15 protein-coding genes and 1 tRNA gene are annotated in these 17,519 nt (G+C 55.7%); 10 read left to right on the forward strand and 6 right to left on the reverse strand.

Going from position 1 to position 17,519, the window contains the following annotated elements; translation table 11 throughout:
• Positions 1–393 precede the first annotated feature (393 nt).
• From petA to ACT2B1_RS02025, 3 genes are read left to right on the forward strand one after another with little or no spacing between them, the layout of a single operon-like run.
• The gene (petA, locus tag ACT2B1_RS02015) at positions 394–978 is read left to right on the forward strand and encodes a ubiquinol-cytochrome c reductase iron-sulfur subunit (protein WP_171124003.1); all 585 of its coding nucleotides are present in this window, start codon (positions 394–396) and stop codon (positions 976–978) included.
• An 11-nt stretch (positions 979–989) separates the two neighbouring features.
• Positions 990–2,321, forward strand: a complete 1,332-nt coding sequence (gene petB / locus ACT2B1_RS02020) for a cytochrome b (RefSeq protein WP_170387948.1) — start codon at positions 990–992, stop codon at positions 2,319–2,321.
• A gap of 17 nt (positions 2,322–2,338) precedes the next feature.
• Positions 2,339–3,124, forward strand: a complete 786-nt coding sequence (locus ACT2B1_RS02025) for a cytochrome c1 (RefSeq protein WP_171124256.1) — start codon at positions 2,339–2,341, stop codon at positions 3,122–3,124.
• Positions 3,125–3,265: 141 nt separating this feature from the next.
• On the opposite strand, the gene mtaB is transcribed toward ACT2B1_RS02025, so the two are convergent.
• Together mtaB and dapF are read right to left on the reverse strand one after the other, a co-directional pair.
• Positions 3,266–4,522 carry a tRNA (N(6)-L-threonylcarbamoyladenosine(37)-C(2))-methylthiotransferase MtaB gene (gene mtaB, locus ACT2B1_RS02030; protein ID WP_171240256.1) on the reverse strand — a complete coding sequence of 419 codons (1,257 nt, stop codon included), beginning with the start codon at positions 4,520–4,522 and terminating at the stop codon, positions 3,266–3,268.
• Complete coding sequence (gene dapF, locus ACT2B1_RS02035) at positions 4,519–5,361, reverse strand: diaminopimelate epimerase (RefSeq protein ID WP_171124010.1); 843 nt, start codon at positions 5,359–5,361, stop codon at positions 4,519–4,521. The genes mtaB and dapF overlap by 4 nt, the downstream gene beginning before the upstream one ends.
• A gap of 211 nt (positions 5,362–5,572) precedes the next feature.
• Between dapF and ACT2B1_RS02040 the strand changes: the two genes are divergently transcribed.
• Both ACT2B1_RS02040 and ACT2B1_RS02045 read left to right on the forward strand, forming a co-directional pair.
• Positions 5,573–5,648 (forward strand) — tRNA-Lys (locus ACT2B1_RS02040).
• Positions 5,649–5,974: 326 nt separating this feature from the next.
• Complete coding sequence (locus tag ACT2B1_RS02045) at positions 5,975–6,691, forward strand: sulfotransferase family 2 domain-containing protein (RefSeq protein WP_171240270.1); 717 nt, start codon at positions 5,975–5,977, stop codon at positions 6,689–6,691.
• A gap of 432 nt (positions 6,692–7,123) precedes the next feature.
• On the opposite strand, the gene ACT2B1_RS02050 is transcribed toward ACT2B1_RS02045, so the two are convergent.
• Positions 7,124–8,293 carry a glycosyltransferase family protein gene (locus tag ACT2B1_RS02050; RefSeq protein WP_481668473.1) on the reverse strand — a complete coding sequence of 390 codons (1,170 nt, stop codon included), beginning with the start codon at positions 8,291–8,293 and terminating at the stop codon, positions 7,124–7,126.
• 317 nt (positions 8,294–8,610) lie between these two features.
• Between ACT2B1_RS02050 and rfbC the strand changes: the two genes are divergently transcribed.
• Genes rfbC through ACT2B1_RS02065 form a run of 3 tightly spaced genes read left to right on the forward strand, consistent with a single transcriptional unit; the run spans position 8,611 to position 11,436 of the window.
• Positions 8,611–9,141: a dTDP-4-dehydrorhamnose 3,5-epimerase gene (gene rfbC, locus ACT2B1_RS02055; RefSeq protein ID WP_171240271.1), complete on the forward strand. Its 531-nt coding sequence runs from the start codon at positions 8,611–8,613 to the stop codon at positions 9,139–9,141.
• Between the two features lie 35 nt (positions 9,142–9,176).
• Positions 9,177–10,112 carry an NAD-dependent epimerase/dehydratase family protein gene (locus tag ACT2B1_RS02060; protein WP_481668474.1) on the forward strand — a complete coding sequence of 312 codons (936 nt, stop codon included), beginning with the start codon at positions 9,177–9,179 and terminating at the stop codon, positions 10,110–10,112.
• Position 10,113: 1 nt separating this feature from the next.
• Positions 10,114–11,436 carry a protoporphyrinogen/coproporphyrinogen oxidase gene (locus ACT2B1_RS02065; protein WP_171240273.1) on the forward strand — a complete coding sequence of 441 codons (1,323 nt, stop codon included), beginning with the start codon at positions 10,114–10,116 and terminating at the stop codon, positions 11,434–11,436.
• A 15-nt stretch (positions 11,437–11,451) separates the two neighbouring features.
• Here ACT2B1_RS02065 and ACT2B1_RS02070 read toward each other — a convergent pair whose 3' ends face one another.
• The 3 genes from ACT2B1_RS02070 to ACT2B1_RS02080 form a co-directional block, all read right to left on the reverse strand.
• Positions 11,452–12,462: an NAD-dependent epimerase/dehydratase family protein gene (locus ACT2B1_RS02070; protein ID WP_371808231.1), complete on the reverse strand. Its 1,011-nt coding sequence runs from the start codon at positions 12,460–12,462 to the stop codon at positions 11,452–11,454.
• A complete protein-coding gene (rfbF, locus tag ACT2B1_RS02075; RefSeq protein WP_217350997.1) occupies positions 12,389–13,303 on the reverse strand; it encodes a glucose-1-phosphate cytidylyltransferase in 915 nt (304 codons plus the stop codon). Before rfbF ends, ACT2B1_RS02070 begins: the two co-directional genes overlap by 74 nt.
• Before the next feature lie 193 nt (positions 13,304–13,496).
• The gene (locus ACT2B1_RS02080; RefSeq protein ID WP_481668475.1) at positions 13,497–14,783 is read right to left on the reverse strand and encodes an O-antigen ligase family protein; all 1,287 of its coding nucleotides are present in this window, start codon (positions 14,781–14,783) and stop codon (positions 13,497–13,499) included.
• 378 nt (positions 14,784–15,161) lie between these two features.
• On the opposite strand from ACT2B1_RS02080, the gene ACT2B1_RS02085 reads away from it, so the two are divergent.
• Both ACT2B1_RS02085 and ACT2B1_RS02090 read left to right on the forward strand, forming a co-directional pair.
• Complete coding sequence (locus ACT2B1_RS02085) at positions 15,162–16,565, forward strand: oligosaccharide flippase family protein (RefSeq protein ID WP_481668476.1); 1,404 nt, start codon at positions 15,162–15,164, stop codon at positions 16,563–16,565.
• Positions 16,566–16,874: 309 nt separating this feature from the next.
• Positions 16,875–17,087, forward strand: a complete 213-nt coding sequence (locus ACT2B1_RS02090; RefSeq protein ID WP_171123174.1) for a hypothetical protein — start codon at positions 16,875–16,877, stop codon at positions 17,085–17,087.
• Positions 17,088–17,519: the final 432 nt, after the last annotated feature.

Consider the following 17,519-nt stretch of genomic DNA (forward strand, 5'->3'; position numbering starts at 1 on the left):
AATATCTATTTTTGATCTGATATTTACGGCGATCGAAATCACGCAAAAGTAGAATTTTTTTGGCTAATTCTGACCTAAACTTTGCAATTCGACGCGGGGTGCAGCGGATCTGGTACCCTTGTGCACATCGGTTGTCACCGCATCCTGCTGATCCGAATCACATTTCGACGAACGCGCGACGATCAGCGGGAATCCTGCCAAAAATCCCCCCGAGGCTTGAAAATTCAGGGTTACGTTGTGACATGAATGCCCAGATGCGGCGTAGTGCGCGCCTATGACCGCTGGACGAACCGATTTCTCCCGGCTAGATAGCCGCGATGAGACGCCGCTTTGATGCGGTGCTGATGCATGTTTGCCCGGTATCCTCCGGGCGCCGGAATCGGAGAAAACCTCGTGTCCCACGCAGAAGACCACGAAGGCACCCGCAGAGATTTCCTCTACTACGTCGCTGGCGGCGCAGGTGTCGTTGCGACGGGTGCAGCCGTATGGCCCCTGATCAACCAAATGAACCCCTCGGCAGACGTTCAGGCGCTGTCCTCGATCCGTGTGGACGTAAGCGGCGTTGAGCCGGGGACACAGCTGACTGTCAAGTGGCTGGGTAAACCCGTCTTTATCCGTCACCGTACCGGTGCCGAGATCCAAGAGGCGAAGGAACAGGACGCCGAAGGCGTTGATTCGCTGCCCGATCCGCTGGCACGCAACTTCAACCAACCGGCCGATGCGCCAGCGACGGACGCAAACCGCGTGATGCCCTCGCCGGAGGGCGAGGCACCCGGTGCGTGGCTGGTTCAGATGGGCGTCTGTACACACCTTGGCTGTGTGCCGCTGGGCGATGCCGGTGACTTTGGCGGTTGGTTCTGCCCCTGCCACGGTTCGCACTACGACCTTGCCGGTCGTATCCGCAAAGGCCCCGCGCCTGAAAACCTGCCTGTCCCGCCCGCTGAGTGGACGGACAACAGCACCATCAAACTCGGCTAAGGGAGACCCAGATGTCCGGAATTCCCCACGATCATTACGAGCCGAAGACAAACGGCGAGAAGTGGCTGAACAGCCGCCTGCCAATCGTCGGCCTGATTTACGACACCATCATGATCCCCACCCCCAAGAACCTGAACTGGTGGTGGATCTGGGGCATCGTCCTGGCGTTTTGCCTGGCGCTGCAAATCGTCACCGGGATCGTTCTGGTGATGCACTACACCCCGCATGTTGATCTGGCCTTTGCCAGCATCGAGCACATCATGCGCAACGTGAATGGCGGTTATATGCTGCGTTACCTGCACATGAACGGCGCGTCGCTGTTCTTTGTTGCGGTTTACATCCACATCTTCCGTGGCCTGTTTTACGGGTCGTACAAAGCCCCGCGTGAGATCACGTGGATCATCGGGATGCTGATCTACCTGATGATGATGGGCACCGCGTTCATGGGCTATGTTCTGCCCTGGGGTCAGATGTCCTTCTGGGGTGCGACCGTGATTACCGGTCTGTTTGGCGCGATCCCGTTTGTGGGTGACGCGATCCAGACTTGGCTGCTGGGCGGACCGGCGGTGGATAACGCCACGCTGAATCGCTTTTTCTCGCTGCACTATCTGCTGCCGTTCGTGATTGCGGCGCTGGTGATCGTGCATATCTGGGCCTTCCACACCACCGGCAACAACAACCCCACGGGTGTTGAAGTGCGCCGTGGTTCGAAAGCCGAGGCCGAGAAAGACACGCTGCCGTTCTGGCCGTATTTCGTGATCAAGGACCTGTTTGCGCTTGCCGTGATCCTGGTCGTGTTCTGGGCGGTTGTCGGCTTCATGCCGAACTATCTGGGCCACCCGGACAACTACATCGAGGCCAACCCGCTGGTCACGCCTGCACACATCGTGCCTGAATGGTATTTCCTGCCGTTCTACGCGATCCTGCGTGCCTTCACCGGTGAGGTCTGGGTTGTGCAATTCGCCAGCTTCATCACTGGTGGCATCATCGACGCCAAGTTCTTTGGTGTTCTGGCGATGTTCGGTGCGATCCTGGCGATGGCGCTGGCCCCGTGGCTGGACACCTCGACCGTGCGTTCGGGCAAATACCGTCCGATGTTCAAGTGGTGGTTCTACCTGCTGATCATCGACTTCTTTGCCCTGATGTGGCTGGGTGCGATGCCCGCAGAAGAGCCTTATGCGACTTTCTCGCTGATCGCGTCCGCCTACTGGTTCGCCTATTTCTTCGTGATCCTGCCGATCCTGGGTGTTATCGAAAAACCCGATGCCCAGCCGGAAACCATCGAAGAAGACTTCAACGCGCATTATGGCAAGGCTGACGCCGACGCCACGCCGGCCGAGTAAGAAGAGGGACCGGAAACATGTTCAAGAAACTTGCAATCGGTGCCGCGTTTGCTTTGGCTCTTACCCCTGCTGCGTCCTTCGCGGCAGGTGGCGGCGAGCAGCATATCGAGGATTTCCACTTCTCGTTCGAAGGGCCGTTTGGTACCTGGGACAAGCATCAGCTTCAGCGCGGTCTTCAGATCTATACCGAGGTTTGTGCGGCCTGCCACGGCCTGCAATATGTACCTTTGCGTGATCTCGAAGCGCTGGGATATTCGGAAGAAGAAGTCATCGCCTATGCGGCGGGTAACTTCGAAGTGTTCGATCCTGAGCTGGACGATTTCCGCCCGGCCATCCCAACTGACCACTTCCCGGCGAACAACGGTGTTGGCGCGCCTGACCTGAGCCTGATGGCGAAGGCCCGTGCCGGTTTCCACGGCCCCTATGGTCTGGGGATCAACCAACTGTTCAAAGGTATGGGTGGTGCGGAATACATCGCCTCATTGCTGGATGGTTACACCGGTGAGGAAAAGGAAGAGGCGGGCACCGTTCTTTATGAGAACAAAGCCTTCCCGGGCGGCTGGATCTCGATGGCGCCTCCGCTGTCCGAAGATCAGGTAGAATTCGCGGATGGTCATCCGGCCACCGTCGAAGCCATGTCCGAGGATATTGCGGCCTTCTTGATGTGGACTGCCGAGCCGAAGATGATGGAGCGTAAGTATTCCGGCTTTGTCGGCGTGCTGTTCCTGTCTGTTCTGTCGGTCCTGCTGTACCTTGTGAACAAGCGTTTGTGGGCTGGTGTAAAAGGCAAGAAGACCGTCTGAGGTTTTCGACAGCTAGAAATTTGAACCCCCGCGCCATCCGGTAGCGGGGGTTTTTCGTTGAGGGCGGGATAAAGGGGCCAGCCCCTTCTTGGCCTGCGGCCAATTCATCCCCGGGATATTTTTGGCCAGATGAAGCGCGGATCAGGCTTTGAGTTGGCTACCGGTGTGATCCGTGATCGTGGCGGTGACGATCTGGCCTTCGGGTTGAGGGGTGGTGAAGGTGACTTCGGTGAATTGCTCGGTTCTACCCATGGTGGGGTTTTCCATCAGAATGTGATGGGTTTTGCCCAGTTGGGCGGTCAGATGCTTGGCGACCTGAGCGTCCCCGGCGGCGCGCAGTCGGGCGGCGCGCGTTTTGATGACATTGCCATTGATCTGTTGCGGGATGCGGGCGGCCGGGGTGCCTTCGCGTTTGGAATAGGGGAAGACGTGCAGCCACGTCAGGTCGCAGTCGGTGACAAGTTTCAGCGAGTTTTCGAAGTGGGCGTCTGTTTCGGTGGGGAAACCTGCGATGATATCCGCGCCAAAGGTCATGTTTGGGCGCAGCTTGCGGGCCTCTTCAGTAAAGCGGATAGCATCGTCACGCAGGTGGCGGCGCTTCATCCGTTTCAGGATCAGGTCGTCGCCATGCTGCAGCGACAGGTGCAGGTGGGGCATCAGGCGCGGCTCGGTGGCGATGGCTTGCATCAGGTTTTCATCCACTTCGATCGAGTCGATCGAGCTGATCCGCAGGCGCGGCAAGTCCGGTACCAGCTTGAGGATGCGCAGCACCAGATCGCCCAGCTTGGGCTGTGCTGGCAGGTCTGCGCCCCATGAGGTCAGGTCTACGCCGGTCAGCACCACCTCATTATAGCCTCGGTCCACCAGCCGCTTGATCTGATCCACCACCACGCCCGCGGGGACGCTGCGCGAGTTTCCGCGGCCATAGGGAATGATGCAGAAGGTGCAGCGGTGATCGCAGCCGTTCTGAACCTGCACATAGGCACGCGAGCGGGTGCCGAAGCCATCGATCAGGTGGCCAGCGGTTTCGGTCACGGACATGATGTCGTCGACCTGAACCGCTTCGGTCTGGCCGATAAAATCGGCGGCCATGCCTTTCCAAGTGTCGGGCTGCATCTTTTCGGTATTGCCGATAACGGCATCGACCTCGTCCATTTGGGCGAAGGTTTCGGGTTCGGTCTGGGCGGCGCAACCGGTTACGATCAGCCGCGCATCGGGGTTTTCGCGGCGCAGCTTGCGGATTTCCTGCCGGGCCTTTCGGACGGCCTCGGCCGTGACGGCGCAGGTATTCACCACGACCGCGTTCGACAGGCCCGCCTGCTGCGACAACTCCTTCATCGCCTCGGTCTCATAGGCGTTCAGGCGGCAGCCCAGGGTGGTGAATTTAGGGATGCTCATCCAAGCGTCCTCAGGAACTCAGGTGTCAGGGTACCCGAGAAGACGTGGCAGGTCGGGCCGGTCATCCAGACACCGTCGTCTTTCCAATCAATCCAGATCGTACCGCCATCCAGTTCAATCTGTACATTGCGCTCCGTCAGGCCGCGACGTGCAGCCGCCACCGCAGTTGCGCAGGACGATGAGCCCGAGGCCAAAGTGATGCCCACACCCCGTTCCCATACGCGCATACGGATGTGATCCGGTCGGATTACATGCGCCACCTGCACATTGGTGCGTTCGGGATAAAGCGGGTGATGTTCATAGCGCGCGCCGAACTCGGTCAGGGGAATGGCGTCGGCATCTTCGACAAAGAATGTGCAGTGCGGGTTGCCCATGCCCGTGGCCGTCGGTCCACCTTCGATTGGCAGTTCCAGGGTGTCTACATCCTCGGCCAGAGGTATGTCGCGCCAATCGGTTTGAGGATGTCCCATGTTGACCGACGTCAGGCCGTCGCCTGCATCCTGCGCGTAGAGCGTCCCGCGCTCTGTTGTCAGGGTCAGGGCTAATTTTCCGGTTTCTTCCATCAGAAACCGCGCAATGCAGCGTGTGGCATTCCCGCAGGCGGCCGAAGTCGACCCATCCGCATTGTAGAAGACCAGATGCGCATCCGATTCGCCGTTTTCGATAACGGCCAATTGGTCAAATCCAACACCAAACTGCCGGTGACCGATTCCCTTTGCCAGCGCAGGGGAAATTTCGGCGGACTGCGCGCGGGCGTCCACAATGACAAAGTCATTGCCCAGCCCGTGCATCTTCATGAAGGGCAAACCGGTGTTTGGATCTTGTTGCATAGCGGGCATATAGCGTTGCGCAGGACGGGAATCCAGCCTGCAGTGCAAATTCCTCAAAAAAGGGGTTGACCCCCCAGCGCCACCTGCCTAAGTAGGCCGCCTATCGGGACGCCGAAACGCAAGAAATTGTTGGCGAAACGAGGTGCAAAAAAGGCCTTGAACCCAGTTGGGAAAATGCCTTAGAGAGCGCCACGGATCGAGAAGATCCAGACAAAAGAGTGGGCCGTTAGCTCAGTTGGTAGAGCAACTGACTTTTAATCAGTGGGTCGCAGGTTCGAATCCTGCACGGCTCACCACTTTTTCAAACAGCGTCATTTGTTTAGGCTTCCAAGGACCGATGTTGGTTGTTTGCCATCTATGAAAATCACCTGTTTGCGGGAATTTTGGCACCATTTAGGGCTTTGCCCGTCGTCATGCACAGTTTTTGGGTCATCGCGCATATCCAAGCCATTCGGACCGGCTTTGTATTTGTGCAGTTAACAGCAGGTGTGACGTCGGAGTCCTTGCGGGGGCTGGGACAAGGTAAAATGGATGTGTTATCTTTCAAAAACAGGGCCATACGAAAGGGATTCGAACGTGCTGACGCGACACCAGACAGCCGTATGGCGAGCAGAGGGTTAGGATGAAGCTTCGGCACCGTCGCCTTTTTTCCCCAACCATGTCGCAGGCCGCGTTCAAAGGGTTGAGGCTGCTTAGGCAAGGCACGCCGCCAAGCTGCGATCCGAGGGCCGAGAGGTTTGTGTTGCGGCAACAGAAGGTTCTGGCTGCTCCGATTCCAAAGGTTGCCAGCCGCACCGTTCAGGCGATGTTTGCTCAGGCCAGCGGCAATGCGCCGGGTCATGAATTCGACAGCACGCCAGATGAGATTGCCGCCGGTTTTCCGGACTATTTTGTGTTCTCTTTTGTACGCAATCCCTGGTCTCGGGTTCATTCGTGCTGGAAGGACAAGATTGCCGATGCAGTGACGGCGTCAAAGCTGTCGATTCTGTCGCGGTTTGAAGGAATTCGCCCGTTTATGCCGTTCCCGGAGTTTGTCGAGTGGCTGGACAGCGATTATGGAAGCGATGCTGTGGCGGACCGTCACTGGTTGTCGCAGACGCGCCACCTGTCCACCAGTGCGGGTGCGCAGATCTGCGATTTCGTGGGCAAGATCGAAAGCTTTGATGCTGATCTCGATAGGGTTGAAAGCCTGACCGGTGTGACATTCCCCAGAATCGCAGCGCAGAATGTCAAACCGGCCGCAGAAAGCTATCACACGGCGTTTGATGAGCGCACCCGTCAGATCATCGGCCGGCGCTATGGCGAAGATATTGAGGCCTTTGGTTACCGGTTCGATTGAGAGGCGTCTGCCAGTGGAAAAGCTCAATTTTGATCCCATACCCTGTTTCACGGGCGTCGCTATGAACGGCTTCCGTACAGCCTGACTCAAGGCATCGGGGGATACTGTTTTCTATCCGGCAACAGTAACTGCCTTGCGTTTCACGATAGTGAAATATTATTGCATATATTCACGTAACCTGATATTAACTTACTGAAAATTATAGGTTTCTATTTAGGAAACAATTCGTTTCCGCAAGAATCGTGGACACAGTTTTGCCACAATGTCATCATCGTAAGGTGGGCGGCATGTTATTGTTTTGAGCGCATACCGGTTTTTTCATTGACTGGTTAGAGGGGGTTGTAGAGTGCAACTTGCCGCCCCGCGACTTTCGCTACAATTAGTGTATGAGCGTCGGCCTTGTGTCGGGTGCTTGGGCGTGGCTCAGATCGGTCAGGGCGCACTCACGAGCTTGGTCGCATCCGTGTATGAAGGATCATCACTTCTGTAACCGGCTGCGATATTTGCAAGATGCTGACGGCGCTTTGCCATCCCGTCTGTCTGGGGGATTTGCAGGTGGTCCAGAATCTGTGCCCAGCGATGCAGCCAGTCGTGTTTTTGCGTTGCCGCTGCGAGGTTGATCCTGCGCATGCGGTCCAGTTCTGCGGGGTCGTCCAGCAAAGCAACAATTTGGTCAATGGCCGCGTCAGGGTCTTCGGACAGCCTGACCACGGACTCGGGCCAGTCGAAATACCGTTCATAGTCTTCGGTTTCGGGGGCGTAGCCAACCTGCGCGGCCCCACCCGCTATGCCTTCCACGTGGCGCGGTCCCCACGCGATGTTGCCCTTTATCTGATCTTCGTGGCCGATTTTGGCGATATCGACCATGAACAGTTTGGAATGCTGAACGAGATTTGCCAGCAGATCACGGTGCACGCGGTGTTGCGCGGTAACGGGTGGCTTGGTCGCCGAGTCATAAAGGTAGAAACCGCCGCGTTCCTTGATCTTTTGAAGCAACCTATCATGCAATTCCGGACGTCTGCGGCCCATATAATAAACGTCGATCGGGCGGTCCGAAGTTGCTGCTTCTGGTGCAAAGCGAACCATGTCAGCCGCGCCAGGCAGGTGAATGACGGGTTTTCCTGTTATGCGCTGAAGGTCATCGCAAGTTTCAGCAAAGGCGCAGCAGATCAGGTCGAATTGGGCCAGATATTTGATAAGCGGCAGATGAAGATCCAACTCCTTCGACCAGACCTCTTCCAGAACACAGACGGCCAGACCGCAGCGTGCGCGCCAGTTAGAAATCGCGTCCAGCGCCAAAAGCTCTTCTGGTTTTTGCGCATCGCAAAAGAACAGGTCGTAGTCGCGATCCAGCTTGGTTTTCTGCACGCCGGACGGCCAGTGCCTGAACAGATCCGAGCGTTTGGACAGCCACCGCTTGGGGTTAAAGGGCAGGCGCCGTTCCTTGGCGCGCTTTGGCGCCAGAATCTCGGCGTTTTCGATTTCGGCAATCAGGTCTTCGAACTCAAACCCCGAACAGCGCGAGACGTTGTCGTTCAGGCTGCGCTGGGAGAAAATCAGAACTTCTCTGGGCGTCTTTGCGGACGGGGCTGGGCTGGTCAAATACGTGTTCCTTTTAAGGATTCCAGACAAAATGTATTTCACAACCACTACGTGGCCTATTCAAAGACTTTCTTCCCGAACCTTTCAACTTGCCCGGCTGATTGCCCTGTAAGATCGAGATTTCAGCATTGCCCGGACGATATCGGCTGACCGCTTCAAAAACTATGGAAATAATCCGCGTTGTCTGGTTAAGTTTTTACGTCTGGTTCACTTCGCGGGCTCTTTTTTAGGGTCATTTTTCTTACCACTGATCCACGCCCGGTCTCAGAATCTGAACCACCCGATATTTGGTGACCGTTGGAACAGGCGGATGGTTAATGATTTTTACTGAAACGCCTTTGCAGGGCGCTTTTGTTGTCGATCTGCAGGAAATCTCGGATGATCGCGGTTTTTTTGCCCGCGCCTTCTGTGCTGAGGAATTCGAACAGCACGGCCTCAAACCAGCGGTCGCACAGGTAAACCTCTCATATAACGAGAAAAAGGGAACGATCCGTGGCCTGCATTACCAAAACGCACCTGCGGCCGAGGCCAAGTTCATGCGTTGTATCTCGGGCGCTATCTACGACGTTATCGTCGATCTAAGGCCGGAAAGCCCGACCTATCACCAGCATTTCGGAATTGAGCTGTCCGCGCAGAACCGTCGTGCGCTGTACGTGCCAGAGATGTTTGCGCATGGCTATCTTGCACTGACGGACGGCGCGCAGGCGTTCTATTCCGCCAGTGAATTCTACACGCCCGGTGTGGAGGGGGGGATTCGATACGATGACCCTTTTCTCGGGATACAATGGCCCATTAAAGTCAGTATTGTTTCCGAAAAGGACGCGTCCTGGCCTCTGCTAGACACGTAACGCCCACAGATTCTGTGACCGGAGCTTGAAACCAGATGAATTTGAAGACCCAAAATTCAAAAGTGCTGGTCACGGGTGCCTCTGGCTTCATCGGTCGGGCTTGTGTGCGAAACCTTGCTGCTGCCGGGTACAGGGTCATCGCGACCCATCGAACTGATCCACCGCCGCCAATGGATGGCGATGTGGAGTGGGTAAAGGTCGACATGGAAGATACCGCTGCGGTCAGAGACTTGTTGCAGGGCCAGAAGCCCAGCCACTTGCTGGCCTTGGCCTGGTATATGGGGCCGGGCAACCAGCAGTCGCTGGAAAACTTTCGCTGGGTACAGCATTCGGTGGATTTGCTGTTCTCTTTTGCCGAGGCCGGGGGGCAGCGTGTCGTGTTTTGCGGCTCGTGCATGGAGTATGACTGGAGTGCGCCCGTCAAACTGCGCGAAGGCGTGACTCCGCTGGTTCCGGCCACGGAATATGGCGCGGCCAAAGCTGGCCTTTCGGTTGTATTTGAACGGATGTGTGCTGCGCTGGGGCTATCTGGTGCATGGGCGCGGCCGTTCTTCCTGTATGGACCGGGTGAAAGCCCAAAACGGCTTGCGGCGGATGTGATCGTTTCGCTGCTGGAAGGTCGCGAAGCCCTGTGCACGCATGGCCGTCAGAAACGGGACTTTCTGCATGTCGACGATGTTGCCCGCGCTTTGGTTGATCTGCTGGGCAGCGATCTGCAAGGCCCGCTGAATATCGGCAGCGGCACCGCGATCCCGCTGGCCGACCTGATAACCGAGATCGCCCGTCAGATCGACGCCGAAGACTTGGTTCGGTTGGGCGCACGGGAAGCACGCGCAGGTGATCCGCCCTTGGTCGAGGCTGACAACTCGCGCCTGTGTCGCGAGCTGGGTTGGTCCCCGAAGTTTAATTTGGAAACCGGAGTTGCGGATACCATCGCCTGGTGGCGCCGCGAAATTGTGAAAGAATCCTGATATGAGTAACGAGAACATAGTTATCCTTGGCTCTGGCATGGCCGGACTCGGCGCTGCGCATCATCTACATTCTGAGGGCGTGACGAGCAGAATGTATGACAAAAACCCGTTCCCCGGTGGTCATACCGCGACATTCGCGCATGACAGCGGTTTCATCTTTGACGACGGCCCGCATATCTCGTTCTCGAAGGACCCCCGCATTCAAGAGCTGTTTTCAAGCAATGTGGATGGCAAGTTTGAGAAACTGCAGGCTTACGTGAACAATTATTACCACGGCGCATGGGTCAAACATCCGGCGCAGGCGAATTTGCACAACTTGCCGGATGAGCTGAAAACCCATTGTATTCTGGACTTTATCGAAGCCTCCAAGCAGGACGTGGTGGAAAAACCCGCCAATTATCTGGAATGGCTAATCTCGGTCTTTGGTGAGACCTTTGCCACGCATTTTCCAGCGGTTTATGGCAAGAAATACCATACCGTTGACGCCGATCAGATGAGCACGGTCTGGATGGGGCCGCGTTTGTACCGCCCGTCGATGGAAGAGGTGATCCGCGGCGCGGTTTTCGCGGAAACGCCGGACGTGCACTATATCACCGACTTCCGCTACCCGACCGAAGGTGGGTTCATTTCCTATCTCAAGCCGTTCCTGAAAAAGACTGACCTGCATCTGGATCACAAGGTTGTCGCCATTGATCCCATTGCAAAAACTGTCCGTTTTGAAAACGGCGTGACCGAAGAATATGGCAAGCTGATTTCATCCATCCCGCTGCCTGACCTGATCCCCATGGTCAAAGGGGCGCCCCAGCATGTTCTGGATGCTGCGGCAAAACTGGCCTGTACCACATGTGTGACTGTGAATATCGGGCTGGCGCGCGACGATTTCACGCCTGCGACTTGGACATATATTTACGATGAGGACATCGTCTTTACCCGGTTGAGCTTCCCCCACAAGATGTCGACCCGGACTTGCCCGCCAGGATGCGGCTCTATTCAAGCGGAATGCTACTATTCACATAAATACAGGCCGCTGGACGTCGCGCCCGAAGAGCTGATCCAGCCGGTGATTGATGACCTCGTCAAAATTGGCCTGATCGCCGAGGACGAAAAGATTCTGCACACGGATGCCCGGTTGATTACTCACGCCAACATCATCTTCGACCTTGACCGCGAGGAAGCTCTGCCAATCGTTCACAAGTGGCTGGACGAGGTTGGCATTACCTATGTTGGGCGGTTCGGGGAGTGGGGTTATCAGTGGACGGATGAAGCGTTCAAATCCGGTGAGCGGGGCGCCCGAACCGTCATTCAAGAGCTTCAGGCCATCTAGCGCGGCGCGTGCCGATCACGAAGCGATCGGCACGGTTCTGCGAAAGTCCTGATCCAGTTGGTTTTCCTGCAATAGGGCCTCCAACTGGGCCAGACGTTTGTACTTGCGACCTTCGAAATCCTCGACCTGCAGGTCGCAGGCTTTGACGGCATCATATAATTGCTGTGCCCCCCGGACTGCGTCCCATTTGGGTTGAAAGCCCGGGATGGACTTTTCGATCTTGGCTGAACTGACCCGGTATGACCGATTGTCAGGCCCGGCATCGGCCGCATAATCGATTTTCGCACCCGGAACCGTGTCGGCCACGATCTCGGCCAGATCGCGGATCTGATAGTTGTTTTCGGTTCGGCAAACGTTGAACGCCTCGCCCGAAATCTCGGTAGGATCGGCTTCGAGCGTGGCGAGGAAGGCACGGGCCATGTCTTCGACGTGGATGATCGGACGCCACGGCGTGCCATCTGACATCATCAGAATGCGACCCGAGGTATAGGCATGTGCGATCAGGTTGTTGAGAACAATGTCGAACCGCATTCGGGGGCTTGCACCATAAGCGGTCGCAAAGCGCAGGAAAGTGGGCGTGAAGCTGTCATCTGCCAGTGGCTTCAGGTCCCGCTCGGCCAGAACCTTGGATACGCCGTAATCCGTCTGTGGGTTAAGCTGGCCATCTTCATCGACAAAATCCTCTCCGGCCCGGCCATAGTTCGAGCAGGAGGACGCAAAAACAAACCGACGCACACCGGCGGCTTTGGCCTGCTTCGCCACATGGACCGTGCCTTCGTGGTTGATCTGCTGTGTCAGGCCGGGGCGAAGCTGTCCCAAGGGATCATTCGACAGGGCCGCCAGATGCACCACCGCGTCAAAACCTTCGAGGTCGTCAACCGTCAGGTCGCGAATGTCCTTGCCCAGGTTCGGGATTTCGGGAACGGCACCGCCGGGGGCGAAATCGGCCCGGTCAAAGAGATTTATATCGCACCCAGTCACCTGGATTCCCGCCTCGGCCAATACCGGGGCGGTGACCGTCCCCACGTAGCCGAGATGACCCGTTAACAGAACCTTTTGAATTTTCCCATGTTGCCCACGGTCGGTTGCCATTTTTCCACATCTCCTCAAGCCGGCGTTTATCCGCCAGATGGTCCATACAATACCAGAAACCAGGATGGCGGTAGGCCATCAACTCACCCAATTCCATCAGCTTGGGCAGGGGTCCTTCTTCCCACATAATCTCGTCGCCATTCACGCTGGCGACGGCGTCGAACACTTCGGGTTCAAGCACGAAGAACCCGCCATTGATCCAGTCGGCGGCTGTCTCGGGCTTTTCCATGAAGCCTTCGACCAACCCGTCCTCGCGCACTTGCAGATGCCCGAATGTCGTCAGCGGGCGCACCATCGTGATCGTGGCCAGCTTTCCGTGTGATTTGTGAAAGGCAACAAGAGCGTCCAGATCGACGTTTGAAACACCGTCGCCGTAGGTCAGCATAAACGTCTCGTCGCCCAGATACGGTTGCAGTCGGGCCAGTCGCCCGCCTGTCATGGTTTCCGTCCCGGTGTCGATCAGATCGACTGTCCAGGGCGGCATCTGCGCATCCAGAACACTGTTGTGATAATCGGGCTCGCCGAACAATTCGCGCTTGGCAAAGTCGATCCTGAGATTCCCGTCATACTGACACAGATCGGAAATATAGCGTTTGATCAGGTCACCCATGTAACCAAGGGCCAGCACAAAGTCATGATGCCCATAGGTCGAATAGTGCTGCATGATATGCCACAGGATCGGCCGGTTGGCGATTTCGACCAATGGCTTGGGGCGAACGCGGGTTTCCTCGATCAGGCGAGAACCCTTACCACCTGCAAAAATGGCTGTTTTCAATGGTGCCTCCCGAACGGATACAAAAGTTGGAAAAAAGATTCAAAACGACGAATGGTCAAAGTCGACAATACAGGGCAGGCCGCTGTCAATCGTTGAAACCTGAGGCCTTGAATTAAGGCTGGCGGCATCGAATTGATGGATTTGATTTGAGCGCACTGCCCAAAAACCTGTTGTCTATCTTCGCAGAAGTACCTCATGCCAATGACGCGCTCCGCAACCTGAAATCTGCGACCAGCGCTTTGGCGACAAGATTCGTTTTGGTCATGTACATGACCAGCAGGATCCACATCCCGTCCAGACGCCCCATAACGTTGCTTTCAGTAATATTCAGAAAGATGAAACCCACACTCAGCGCGAACACGAGGACAAAGTCATCCCGGGGTTTCAGGTGTCGCATGCAGTAAAACACCGAGCTGAAGAACCGAAAGAAGGCAAGAAACAGCAGCACGACGCCAACAAAACCGATGTTCAGCCAGGTTTCGATCAGGCCGTTATGCGAATAGTAGGGCGTGAATCCAAGCTGGTACTGATTTTCGTAGATGCGCATATGGGGGGCCGCGTCGTGCCAATAGCCAGCATACCCATATCCCAACCAAAACCGATCCATGGCATAGGGCCAGGTCAGTTCCCAAATGGGAATCCTGTTGGACAGCGTGGGTTGACGCCCGATCATCGCAAATAGTGGCTCGGCAATGTCGGAGGCCAGGATAAGTGTTCCCATTCCAATCACAAACGCGGAAAACAGTATGAAGCCCAAGGCCCATAGAAACTCGAGCCGGGGCATTATTTTGGTAATGAGGAAACCCGAGATCACAAACAGCCCGATGATCTGCGCCGTTCTTGAATCGGAGGCAATCAAAAGAACAACCGCTACACCTGCTGTGATCTGAAAGAACATGCGCAGCCGTCCGGTCGTGATCTTCATCGCGAAGAATGACGACAGAATTGCCATTACTGAATTCGCGCCCAGCTCGTTCTTGTGCAGATAGATGCCGTTCCACGAGTTTTCCCACGGCGGCAATCCACGTGCTTGCGGAAGCGCTCCGATGGCGGCCAGGGACAGGGCCATGGAAAGGGCAAAATACAATGCCACGAACAGCACCAGACCCCGCATGGACATCATGCTGCCCAAGGTCAGGCCAAACAGGGTGGTCGCCGCCAAGGGAACGGTGCGCTCCATCGTAAGCAATCGGTAATCGCTCCAGGATGCAGACAGAATGGCAATGATAATCATGAGCGCGATTTCGGGTGAGGCGAATGCGCCGCGCAACAGGTGTCGATAGTAAAGAGCAACGGTTGCAAGGATCGGCAGCAGCGTGAGGATCTCGATCCGATTGGCAAGGTTGTTGCGATACAGGACGACAGACAGAAGGTCCGATCCGACCAGAATCAGAAAGACCATGCAGATCAGCAGGACATTGTGGTGGAACGAAGTGCCCGCCACCTGCTGATAGGGAATATTGCTAAAGGAATGCCTCATGACACGGCCAACAAACCCAAATACCCAAATGCTGAATACGCGATTCAACAGATCACTCAGAAAACTACAAAGCCAAGCCTAGCAAAGCCCAACGGCCTGAGTCCATCTTCGTGCTGTTTCCGTGATGGTTTGCGCGCGGCAAATCCCAGTTTCACCAATAATTTCAGCAAATCGACATCGCGCGCGGAATATGGTTTAACAAATTCGGTTTCTGCGCCGGGTAGTCACGAGGCATTTTCAGGAATTGGCCCGCAAGCTGATGGGAGCGGCCCCATGTGAAAACTTCCGGGTGCATTGTGTCTTATGAGTTGATGTAAGCTTCTGACGGTTGGGTATTTTTATGACGGCTCCGCGCCCTATTACGCATAACGGACTTTCATGACGTGGTATTTTGTTCCCAGAATGCTGTCCGCATTCCTGTCTGTTGTGATCCTCGTGGTGATGACGCGTGTGCTGGGGCCGGTAGAGTTTGGGCGCTATACCCTGACCCTGCTGCTGGGCACGCTGTTGTTCTCGTTCACATTCTTTTGGCTGGTGATTTCAGTCGGGCGCTTTCACCACGCCAAGGAGTTCGAAGGCAGAACTATCGGAACGGTTCTGGGGGCTGCCGTCCTGATTGTCTTTGCTTTGCTGGCAATCGTGGCGATGTCCTACGTCATTCTGCCCTTTGCCTGGGCAAACAGCTTTTTCTATGCTGCCGTGTTTTGCATCAGCCATGCGATCCACGAGATCGGCGCCGTTTGCTTGCGGCAGTATAACGAAGGGCCGAAATTTGCGGCCGTGACACTGCTGCGTCATGCGCTGGGCGTGTCTTTGGCCGTCGCATTCATCGTCAATGGCGGCGGTTACGAAAGCGCCGTGATCGGAATTTCGCTTGGTGCCGCGCTGACAGGGGCCTATGCGGTGCTTGTTACGGTCGGACGGTCGCGCGTCTATTTCCCCAAACGGGCCGAGGCGAAAACATACCTTTTCTTTGGCTTTCCATTGGCCGTGGTCGGGTCAACCTCGGTCTTTCGTGCGATGTCTACCCAATCGTTGCTGGCGGTGCTGGTGGGGATCGAGGCGGCCGGCTATTTTGCGGCGGCTCAGGCGCTGACCATGCGGTCCCTTGTGCTGACGATGAGTACGCTTTCGAATGTGGTTGCGCCGTCGGTTTTTGAAGCGCACGAGGTTAAGGGAATTGCGCATTCCGACTCGGTTCTTGATCGCTATTTCTCGTTCCTGATGCTGATTTCGATGCCCATTGTCGTGGCGCTGGTCAGCGCGGCAGACGTATTCGCGAACCTGCTGTTTGACCACGGCTTTGCTCAGGAAACGGCCGGATACCTGCGTGTTCTGGCAATCGCGGCTTTTGTGACGGGCCTGCAGGGGGCTTATTTTAGCTATTCGTTCATGAGGTCCAAAAAGACCGGCTTGCAACTGGTCATTACGTTCGGGACGCTGATCGTGCATGCCCTGCTGTCGCTGGCTGTCATCAACCTGTTCGGAGCCCCCGGCGCATCTTATGCGTTCCTGGTCAGCAGCCTTGTCAGTTTTGTCGTGTATTTCTACATCGGACGAAAGGTCGATCCGCTGAAAGTCCCCGTTCGGGAATTGACCAAAGCCTTTGCAGGGGGGCTGATTTTTGTGCCGTTCGGTGTGATGGCTGAAGACGCTACAACGCTGCTCGTTCAGGCCGCTTTGCTTTTGGCTGGGTCTTTGGCGATGTTCGTCACTCTTGTACTCATTCGGCAAACCGCGGCTGTCACAGTCTGGAATAGAATACGGCCTCGGGCGCGTTAGCCGAACTTTGCCACTGCGGAAAAATTATACTTAACAATATATTAACCTCTGTTTGGCCACAGTTCCTTCAGTGTGTGGGCATAATTTTGCCCAGTTGCCATGGGTTTCTTGAATCGGGCGATTGGGTCCCTCGTGGTTAGCTGAATATGATGTTAGATTGTCACTGATCTCAAGATTTTGTGTCACTTGATGGCTTATCGTGTGGGGCGATCTATATTCAAAGCCAACTGCCTGAGCACACAAGAGCATGAGGTCAAAATGGCAGGTGAAATAAAGATGACAAAAGACCGAACAAGAGCAACGTAATAGATGGTAATCGTTTATCTTCTCTCTGGGCCGCTGGTTGCCGTTCTGTGCTGTGTCGCGCTGATTCTCACGGGCGCAAGCACGGGGGTGGCCGTGCTGGGTGGATTGCTGATTGGATGCTTTACGCCGTTTCTGGTTGCCGTTTTGCATTTCACGTTCAGCCGTAAGTTGCGCCTGAAAGTGTTCAGTAAACTGCCCTCGAAGATCGGTCAGTAACGAATTTGGAAACGGTGCGCAGAAATGCGCCTTACTGTTTCCAATTTGGAAACTATTGCAGTCGGTTGGCCATCTGCTGACCCCCATGATGCCCTGTTTCGATGCAAAAGTTTGTGAGCTCCGATAAACTCCAACAAATAAGTTGTCTCTTTATTTTAAAGGTGCGATCATATTGCGGGGCAATAATCCCGGTCGGTGTTGGCACCGAGTCGGGTTATAACATGGGTGGGATCACGCACTTGGTGCGCTGTACCCCAAATTCGAGCGAATAGAATTTGTAGTCGCCTCTGCATCCGCACTTAACGGAGCAGCGTGCGGCGAAGCGTATGTGGCATGTTTTGTCGCTGACGTTTTGAGTGCTGTTGTGTTGTCTTGGGGGTTATTATGAACCATGTTCGAAGTTCTATTCGGATAGAAGATTCTGAAATTTGC

The organism is Ruegeria sp. S263 (assembly GCF_056780525.1).